Genomic DNA, 9,314 nt, shown 5'->3' with positions numbered 1-9,314 from the left:
ACGAAGAGCACACAGACCACTGCCGGGCGCCAATGCTGCTCATAGGGATAGGTGCCAAAGAGCATGAAGCGATGTTTTTCGTTGATCACCGCCCAGCAGGCGCCCAGCCCCTTATTGTCGCGGCAGGAGCTGGTATCGGGCCTTCCGGCCGCGTCATTGGGCACGCTCCAGATCGCGTTCACAAAGGCCCAATCCACAAAGCCGATGGCGTATTTCACGATGAAATAGGCCAGCGCGATGGTGACCAGGCTGTTCAGCCAGGAACTGAACAAATTGGCCCGCACCCAGCCCAGCCAGCCCACCGAGAGGGCGGGAGCGAGGCGCGGGGCTACGGGCAGGCTGTCGGTGGTGATGCTCATGGCTTAGCGCTCCACCAAGGCGATTTTCGAATTATACCAATTCATGAACAGCGAAATACTCAGGCTGATCGTCAAATAGACCACCATGATGATGGCAATGCCCTCAATTGCCTGGCCGGTCTGGTTCAGTGTGGTATTCGCGATGGAGACGATATCTTGATAGCCGATAGCCACCGCCAGGGAGGAATTCTTGGTGATATTGAGGAATTGGCTGGTCATCGGCGGGATGATCACGCGCAGCGCCTGTGGCAGCACGACGAGGTTCATCACCCGCCCGCGCGGCAGGCCCAGCGCCTCTGCCGCCTCCCATTGCCCCTGACTGACCGAGAGGATGCCCGCCCGCACAATCTCGGCGATAAAGCCGGCGGTGTAGAGCGTGAGCCCCAGCAGCAGCGCGAAGAATTCCGGGCTCACCGTCAGCCCGCCCTGGAAATTGAACCCGCGCAGCGCTGGGATATCCGGCGTGAAGGGTGCGCCCATGGCGTACCAGGCGCCTAGGGGCACAACCAGCATCATCACCGTGGCAGCAGGCCAGATGGCGCGCGGCTGGCCATCAGCCATTTGCTTGGCCCGGGCTGCCCGGCGGTAGAAATAGGTGCCGACCGCGCCGATCAGCATCAGCAGCAGGGCCCAGTTATGCGGCCCCTCCCATTCGAAGAAGGGCAGCTTCAGGCCGCGATTGGAGAGGAAAACCCCGGTCGCGGGGTGAATCGCCTGGCGCGGCCCGGGCAGGCCCTGCAGCAGCGCGTACCAGAACAGCAATTGCAGCAGCAGCGGCAGATCGCGCACGATTTCGATATAGGCGCCCACCACCCGGCTCACGAGCCAGTTCTTCGACAGTTTGAGCACGCCCAGGATGGTGCCCAGGATGGTCGCCAGGACAATACCGATCACCGCAACCTTGAGGGTGTTCAGCACCCCCACCTGCAGCGCACGCAGATAGGTATCGGTGGGGTCATAAGGGATCAGGAATTCAGCGATGGGCAGCCCCGCCTCACGCTCCAGAAAGCCCCAGCCGGTGGCGATGCGCCGGACTTCGAGATTGTGCATCGTGTTGGAGAACAGCCAATAGGCAATGCTGCCCACAATGCCGACCACCAGAATTTGATAGACGATACCGCGCACCCGCTCATCGCCCCAACTCAGGCGCAAGGGGCGTTTGGGCGGTTTTGTGCCATAGCGGGGGTCGATCGCGGTATCGCTCATCCCGGGGGGTCCTTCTCGATCAAAGGCCCCAGGCGCGCGGCGCGCGGCCTGGGGCCCATTCATGCGGGGCTGGGATGCAACCCGGCCCCGCCCGTGACATCACCGGAAGGGCGGTGCGTATTGCAGGCCACCGGGCGTGGTCCACAGGGCATTGGGGCCGCGCTGCAGGCCGAGCGGTGCCAGGTTGCGGGTAGAGATCTCGCCATAATTGCCCAGGGTGCGGATCACATTGAGCATCCAGGCATTGTCCACGCCCATCATCTGGCCCAACCCGCCGGTGCGACCCAAAATACGCTGCACCTCGGGGCGGTTATCGGTGGTGGCCAGGCCGGCGGCATTTTCAGCCGTGATGCCGAATTCCTCGGCGGCGAGAAGGCCGAAATGCACCCAACGGACCAGATCGGCAAAGCGCTGATCGCCATGGCGCACCAGCACGCCGAGCGGTTCCTTGCTGATCACATCGGGCAGGATGACATGGTCAGCCGGCACCTGCTGGGCGGAGCGCGAGGCGGCGAGCCCCGAGACATCCGTCGTATAGGCATCGCAACGCCCGGCCAGATAGGCGGCGATATTATCCTCCAGCCGCTCGATCACCACGGGGCGGATATTGACCCGCACGCTGCGGGCCCAATCGGCCAGGTTCTGCTCGGTGGTGGTGCCGGGCTGCACGCAGATCGTGGCGCCATCCAGCTGCCGCGCGGCGGTCACGCCCAGCGAGCGCTTCACCATAAAACCCTGGCCGTCATAGAAATTGGTCGCGGTGAAATCGAGGCCGAGCGAGGTATCGCGGCTCAGCGTCCAGGTGGTGTTGCGGCTTAGCATGTCCACCTCGCCCGATTGCAGCGCGGTGAAGCGCACCTGGGCGGTGGTGGGCACATAGCGCACGCGGTTCTGCTCGGTGCCGAAGATGGCAATGGCCACTGCGCGGCAATAATCCACGTCAAAGCCGGCCCAGACGCCCTGGCTATTGGGCTGGGCGAAGCCGGCGAGGCCGGTGGAGACGCCGCAGAGCAGCTGGCCACGGGCACGGATCGTATCGATCATATTGGCACCGCCGCCAGCACTTGCTGCCGGAGCGGCTGCTGGCGCTTGGGCCATAGCAGGTGCGGTGAACGCCATCATGGCAGCACCTAGCAGGCCGCCTGCCAGCTGACGCAGCTTAAAAATTTCCACGGGTCAATCTCCCAACGAATGGTGGCCGGCGCATTGCCCCTTGTTATGTCCGGGGCTTACCGATGCAGATACATTGGCCCAGCCATGCAGTGGGATCAATGCGCGATCACGAAGAGCCCGGCAAATTTCCGACGGCCTTGCCCAGAAATCGGTCAATTGACATAAAAAACGGTGGGTATTCAGCCTATTGTGAAAAATGCCTGATCGCAGGGCCTCAGCGGCGCGCCAATACCGCCAAACCGCCGCCCAGCGCGCCAATCACCGCCGCCAGCGGGCCAAAACCGGCAAAACCATAATGCGCCAGCATCCAGCCGCCCAGCGCCGCCGCGCCCAGCCAGCCAAAGGACGCCGAGGTCACATTCAGCCCCAGCACCGTGCCGCGCACCGAATCGGGCACATTGGCCAAAGCCGCCATCAGGCTTGGACGCGCCAGCGCGTTGATGAAGACATAGAGAAAACCCAGGCCCACCGAGCCCGCCAGCCCGGGATGCCAGCCAAATAGCGGCAACGCGACGACGGCCGAGGCCACCATCGCCCCGGCAAAAGTCAGCATGCGATTGGGCAGCCGATCGGCCAATTGCCCGCCCAGAATAGTCCCCAAAATATTGCCCGCGGCGAAAACCGCCAGCGGCCCCGCCACCCCGGCCACCGAGAGCGCATAGGTCGATTGCAGGAAGGTGGCAAAATACACCACCGTCAGCCCGTAGCAGAGCCGCTCCGTCACCCCCAGCGCCAGCAGCCTGATCACCCGGGGCGAGAGCGCCGCCCGCAGGCTCACCGGCCGAGCACCCGGCGCCCGCCTGCCATCATTGGCCTGGCCGGTGGTCAGCAACAGCGCCAGCATCGCCAGCAGGGTGATGCCGGCGATGGCGAGATTCACCCCGCGCCAGCCGATAAACGCGCCCATAAAGGCCGCCAGCGGCACCCCCACCAGCAGCGCGAGCGACTGCCCGGCCATTACCCAGCCCATGGCGCGGCCGCGCTGGCGGTCCGCCACCCGCGCCGAGACCTCGGCCATCATCACCCCGGTGAAGGCCCCCGCGCAGCCTCCCGCCGCTGTGGCCGCCACCGCAATGGCGGCATAGCTGCCGCCCGCCGCCACGCCCAACATGCTCAAGGCCAGCAAAAGCGGCCCACCCACCAGAAATAGCCGCCGGCCAAACCGGTCCGACCCCTGCCCCGCCACGAAGGAGGTCACGCCCCAGGCCGTGGCCGTCATCGCCATGAGATTGGCCACCAGCCCCACCGAGCTTTCCAGGTCGCGCGCCATGTCGATGAGAAATGGCGCCCGTGTGGTGCCGCTGGCGGAGGCCACGAACATGCCCAGCGAACAAGCGGCGATCAGCGCCCATGGCATGGGCGGCATGGAGGGATTTTCGGGCACGGCCCTTCTTCGGCCGATACCCCTCAGGCGTCCACCGCCTCCGCATCAAGCCGCCCGGCATTTTCCTGGATGAATTTGAAGCGCAGCTCCGGCTTGCGCCCCATCAGCGCCTCCATGAGATCGGCGGTGCGGGCGCGCTCATCGGCTGGCAGCACCACCTTGAGCAGGGTGCGGCGCTTGGGGTCCATGGTGGTTTCCTTCAGCGCCGCGGGCGGCATCTCGCCCAGCCCCTTGAAGCGGCTGACCTCGATCTTCTGCCCGGCCTTGAATTCCCGCTTCGCCACCCGCTCACGGTCTCGGTCATCCATGGCATAGAAGGATTTGCCCGCCGCCTGCAGGCGGTAGAGCGGCGGCTGGGCCAGATGCACCCGGCCATCACGCACCAATTGCGGCAATTCCTTGTAGAAGAAGGTCATCAGCAGGGCGGCGATATGCGCGCCATCCACATCGGCATCGGTCATGATGATCACCCGGCCATAGCGCAGCCGGGCGGCATCGAATTTCTCGCCCACGCCGCAGCCCAGCGCCTCGATCAGGTCCTTCAGCTCCTGATTGGCGCGCAGTTTTTCGGTGCTGGCGCTGGCGACGTTGAGGATTTTGCCCCGCAAGGGCAGCACCGCCTGGGTCTCCCGGTCGCGCGCCTGCTTGGCCGAGCCACCGGCCGAATCACCCTCGACCAGAAACAGCTCCGTGCCATCCACCCCCTCACGCGAGCAATCGGAGAGTTTGCCCGGCAGGCGCAGCTTTCGCGTGGCCGATTTGCGCGGCGTCTCCTTCTGTTCGCGTCGGCGCAGCCGGTCCTCCGCCCGCTCGATGCAAAAGGCGAGGAGGTTATCGGCAGTGGCCGGGTCGCCGGTCAGCCAATGGTCGAAATGGTCGCGCAGCGCCTGCTCGACCAGGCGGGCGGCCTCGGGCGACGTCAGCTTATCCTTGGTCTGGCCCTGGAATTGCGGGTCGCGGATGAAGACGCTGAGCATGCCGGCCAGGCCCGCCAGAACATCCTCGGCGGTGATGGCGGCGGCGCGTTTTTCTTTCTTCAACTCGCCATAGGCGCGAAGGCCCTTGGTGAGGGCGGCGCGCAAACCCGCCTCATGCGTGCCGCCCTGCGGCGTAGGGATGGTATTGGCATAGGTGCTTTGGGCCCCATCGCCATGCTCCAGCCAGGTGATGGCCCATTCCACCCGCCCCGCGCCATCGGGGAAGCTGCCCTCACCCACCCAGGGGCTGCCCACCACGGTGGCGCGGCCCTCGGTTGAGACCGCGAGGAAATCGGCAAGCCCGCCGGGGAAATGCAGCACGCCCTGCGCCGGCGTCTCCGAGCCTTCCTTCAGCAGCGCCGGCTCGCAGGACCAGCGGATTTCCACACCCTTGTAGAGATAGGCTTTCGAGCGGCAGAAACGATATAGCCGCTCCGGCCGGAAGATCATGCCGCCGAAAATCTCGGGGTCCGGCTTGAAGCGGATCTGCGTGCCGCGGCGGTTCTGCACCGCGCCCGCATTGATGAGTTTGCCCAGCGGCACGCCCTTGGAATAGCTCTGGGTGTAGAGCGTGCGCTCGCGCGCGACCTCCACCTCCATCAACTCGGCCAGCGCATTGACCACCGAAGAGCCCACCCCGTGCAACCCGCCGGAGGTCTCATAGGATTTGCCGGAGAATTTGCCGCCCGAATGCAGCGTGGTGAGAATGACCTCCAGCGCGCTTTGCTTGGGGAATTTCGGGTGCGGATCCACCGGGATGCCGCGGCCATTGTCGCGCACAGTCAGGAAATTGCCGGCCTCAAGCGTGACCTCGATGCGGTCGGCATGGCCGGCCACGGCTTCGTCCATCGCATTGTCGATGATCTCGGCCGCCAGATGGTGCATGGCGTTCTCATCGGTGCCGCCAATATACATGCCCGGGCGGCGGCGGACCGGCTCCAGCCCCTCCAGCACCTCGATATCGGCTGCCGAATAGCTCGGCCCCGGCTTTTGCGGCGGCGGCTTGCCACCGAACAGGTCACTCATCGATGTTCACGCTGTGTTCTGAGCATGGGCGGCAGGGTACACCATGGCGGGGATTCGTCCGCAAGGGGCATGGCTCAGCCGGGGTAATCGATCAGCACCGCATCGCGCCGGACATAGAGCGGGTGCTTGGGGCTGCCATCGGCATTCACCGCAAAGCATTTCAGCCCAAGGCCAGCCCCGCGCAGCATGGCGGCGATTGCGGCACCGCGGCCGCGCAAGGGCTTGGGCGGCTGCCCCCAGGCCGCCACCACCACACCGGCCGCGGCGCAAAAGCGCAGGATATCGGCATCATTCTGAGCGCCAATCGGGTCGGCGATCTCCAGCAGGCGGGTTTTGTCGGTGGCGCGATAGGCGAAGGCGTTGAGCATCACAGCGGCGCCAAAGCCCCAGGCGCGGGCGCGCGCCATGCAGCCCTGCACGGTGGGGTCATCGGCATTCTCATCGGCGGTGGAGGGGTTCATGCCGATGAAGGCGGCGTGATGGCCCGCCCCCATGGCCGCGCCATCCCAGCGCCGCTCCAGCCAGGTGCGATGGCGCCGATCGGCCGAGAAACCCGCTGCCGAGCGGATGTCGCCTGCCAGTTTCAGGCGGATTCTGCCGCCGGGGTCATGCAATTCCATAGGCTTTGGTTAGACGTTGCCATGGCGGGCCGGAAGCCGATTCGGCAGGATGTTTTGGCAATTTAGTCCCAAAACACGCATCGACATGCGAAACCGCCCCTCAATTCTACTCCAGGCGGACGACGAATTTGCCCCAATCCGTCATTTTCCATCCATCCTGTGCCCTGCCCCAGCATTGTCGCGCCCCGGCGCTTCGGCTACACGCGCCGCTTCACCGCTTCTCCAGACATGTCAGCGGGCGTGGTGAAATTGGTAGACACGCCAGATTTAGGTTCTGGTGGCGCAAGCCGTGGGGGTTCAAGTCCCTCCGCCCGCACCACCCGCACCCACACAAAATGCAGGACCTGCGCGCATGCAAGTGACCGAAGTTTCCAACGATGGCCTGAAGCGGGCCTATTCCGTCGTGGTTCCGGCCACCGACATTGCCGCGCAGAAGTCGAAGCGCCTCGCCGCCATCGCCAAGGACATCAAGATCCCTGGCTTCCGCCCCGGCAAGGTGCCCGCCTCGGTGATCCAGCAACGCTATGGCCAGGCGGTGATGGGCGAAGTGCTCGAAGCCTCGGTGCAGGATGCCTCTGAGAAGGTGGTGAGTGAGCGCAATCTGCGCCCCGCCGCCCAGCCGAAGATCGAATTGGTGAATTTCGCCGAGGGCGCTGATCTCGAATTCCGCATGGATGTGGAAGTGCTGCCCGAGATCCCGATGCCCGATTTCGCCTCAATCGCGCTGACCCGCCTTAAGGCCACGCCGACGGATGAGGATATCGAAAAGGCGCTGGAGACCATTGCCCGCCGCCAGGCGACGCTGGAAGAGACTGAAAGCCGCCCCGCCGCCCGCGGTGAGGTACTGGTGGCCGATTTCGTCGGCACCATCGATGGCGAGGCCTTCCAGGGTGGCTCGGGCACCGATATGCCCATCGAAGTGGGCGGCCAGGGCTTTATCCCCGGCTTCTCCGAGCCGCTCGAGGGCATGTCCCCCGGTGAGACCCGGGTGGTGGATGTAACCTTCCCGGCCGAATACGGCGCGCAGGACCTAGCCGGCAAGGCGGCGCAATTCACCATCACCGCCAAGGCGCTGAAAATCTATTCGAAGCCGGCGATGGATGATGAATTGGCCAAGAAGATTGGCATGGAGAGCTTCGAGAAGCTGCGCGAGGCCATCATGCTCTCGTTGCAGAACGAGTATGACCAGCAGAGCCGGCTGCGCATCAAGCGCGCCCTGCTCGATGCCCTGGCCGAGCGCGCTGCCTTCGCCGTGCCCGATAGCCTGCTCGATGGCGAGTTCAGCACCATCTGGCAGCGGGTTGAGGCCGATATGAAGGCTGGCAAGCTCGATGGCGATGATGTGGGCAAGGATGAGGAGACGCTGCGCGCCGATTACCGCGCCATTGCCGAGCGCCGGGTGCGCCTGGGTTTGCTGCTGACCGAGATCGGCCGGACCAACAACATTCAGGTCGCCAATGAGGAAATCAGCCGGGCGATGTATGCCGAGGCGCAGCGCTACCCGGGCCAGGAGAAGATGGTGCTGGAATTCTTCCAGAAGAATCCGGGGGCGATTGAGAATCTGCGCAGCCCGATTTTTGAGGAGAAGGTGGTCGATTTCATGCTCGAACTCGCCAAGGTTGATGAGAAGAGCGTGACGGCCGAGGAATTGGCGGCGGCGGCTTAAGCCGCCCTGCCTTCAAAGGTTCTTATGCGGCCGGGCCGGCTGAGTTCTGCGCCCGGCAAAGATTGTACCTGTCTCGCGGCGTGACCAGATCGCCGCGTCGAAAAACGATATGCTGCATCGCCGTCAAATTTTGCTCGGATGGTTCTGAGAGAATAAAACTTTCAATTTTCCAATCATCTGGCAGCTGCGCTGCAACCTCCAAATCTATATCGCCTGGGTCATTCCATTGATCATCGCCGGTTTCAATGTCGATAATGGCAAATGATATAATTGTTTTTGCGGCACTATCAATAGAATAACCGTACATTCGTAGTGCAGGATAGGCTTTTTAGGCCATGCGATTTCGATGCTATATTGTAAATTTTTCTCGATATTTCGTCCGGTCATTTTAGCGGTCTTTCATGGAATGCGAGGATGGGCAGGGACAATATGCACCGCACCTGCGGTGCCGTGCCGGATCGTAGCCCGGGTGGTTGGCCCGCCGGGCCCGCCGGACCCGTCTCAAAAAGTGCCGATAACCCTCTCTCCGACGTCAATGCGTTCGATATAGCCTGGCTCTGCAAGCCGGCCTCTCACAGCCTGTCCCCGCCCGGCGAATTCATCAGCAAGGGCCTGAGGGTCCACGCCTTCAGCGATCGAACTGCGATTGGTCGTTATCGACAGCGCGACCTTCGATTGCTACGCGACTGATGATGCCGTGCTGCGCAAGCCGGCTAAAATAGTCACCGAGGCTGGCTTTTTAGCCTTTTCTCCATCCGCAGCGCGAGCCGATCCCTGGGGGTAACGCTATCTCCACGCCGAAACGCAACTATGTCGTTTTCATTTATAGAGTCAGTCGATTTTGGATTAATAAACAGCGTATTGACCGACCAATCATCAGGCAATTGAGTTGAAATTTCCAAT

General features: G+C 63.5%; 8 protein-coding genes, 1 tRNA gene and 1 pseudogene. 2 read left to right on the top strand and 8 right to left on the bottom strand.

Features of this window, described 5'->3' with window-relative positions:
* The 6 genes and pseudogenes from ABWP84_RS16925 to ABWP84_RS16900 all read right to left on the bottom strand — a co-directional run.
* Positions 1–359 (bottom strand): annotated as a pseudogene (locus ABWP84_RS16925) (amino acid ABC transporter permease); the annotation flags it as partial.
* 3 nt (positions 360–362) lie between these two features.
* Positions 363–1,565: an amino acid ABC transporter permease gene (locus ABWP84_RS16920; RefSeq protein ID WP_353213204.1), complete on the bottom strand. Its 1,203-nt coding sequence runs from the start codon at positions 1,563–1,565 to the stop codon at positions 363–365.
* A 99-nt stretch (positions 1,566–1,664) separates the two neighbouring features.
* A complete protein-coding gene (locus ABWP84_RS16915) occupies positions 1,665–2,687 on the bottom strand; it encodes an amino acid ABC transporter substrate-binding protein (protein WP_408904287.1) in 1,023 nt (340 codons plus the stop codon).
* A 265-nt stretch (positions 2,688–2,952) separates the two neighbouring features.
* The gene (locus tag ABWP84_RS16910) at positions 2,953–4,095 is read right to left on the bottom strand and encodes an MFS transporter (protein WP_353213202.1); all 1,143 of its coding nucleotides are present in this window, start codon (positions 4,093–4,095) and stop codon (positions 2,953–2,955) included.
* 50 nt (positions 4,096–4,145) lie between these two features.
* Positions 4,146–6,125 (bottom strand): DNA topoisomerase IV subunit B, encoded by a 1,980-nt coding sequence (gene parE, locus ABWP84_RS16905; RefSeq protein WP_353213201.1) that lies wholly within the window; start codon positions 6,123–6,125, stop codon positions 4,146–4,148.
* A 74-nt stretch (positions 6,126–6,199) separates the two neighbouring features.
* On the bottom strand, positions 6,200–6,745 hold the full coding sequence (locus ABWP84_RS16900; RefSeq protein WP_353213200.1) for a DUF1643 domain-containing protein: 546 nt from the start codon (positions 6,743–6,745) through the stop codon (positions 6,200–6,202).
* Between the two features lie 234 nt (positions 6,746–6,979).
* Between ABWP84_RS16900 and ABWP84_RS16895 the strand changes: the two genes are divergently transcribed.
* Both ABWP84_RS16895 and tig read left to right on the top strand, forming a co-directional pair.
* Positions 6,980–7,064 (top strand) — tRNA-Leu (locus ABWP84_RS16895).
* Positions 7,065–7,097: 33 nt separating this feature from the next.
* Entirely contained in the window at positions 7,098–8,411 is a 1,314-nt protein-coding gene (gene tig, locus ABWP84_RS16890; RefSeq protein ID WP_353213199.1) for a trigger factor, read from the top strand.
* 22 nt (positions 8,412–8,433) lie between these two features.
* Here tig and ABWP84_RS16885 read toward each other — a convergent pair whose 3' ends face one another.
* Both ABWP84_RS16885 and ABWP84_RS16880 read right to left on the bottom strand, forming a co-directional pair.
* On the bottom strand, positions 8,434–8,718 hold the full coding sequence (locus tag ABWP84_RS16885; protein ID WP_353213198.1) for a hypothetical protein: 285 nt from the start codon (positions 8,716–8,718) through the stop codon (positions 8,434–8,436).
* Positions 8,719–9,133: 415 nt separating this feature from the next.
* Positions 9,134–9,314, bottom strand: a 181-nt coding sequence (locus ABWP84_RS16880) for a hypothetical protein (protein ID WP_353213197.1), incomplete at its 5' end; no start/stop codon positions are given.

Source organism: Rhodovarius sp. (genome assembly GCF_040399605.1).
GTDB classification, from domain to species: Bacteria; Pseudomonadota; Alphaproteobacteria; order Acetobacterales; family Acetobacteraceae; genus Rhodovarius; species Rhodovarius crocodyli_A.
This window is presented reverse-complemented; position numbering and strand designations above follow the sequence as displayed.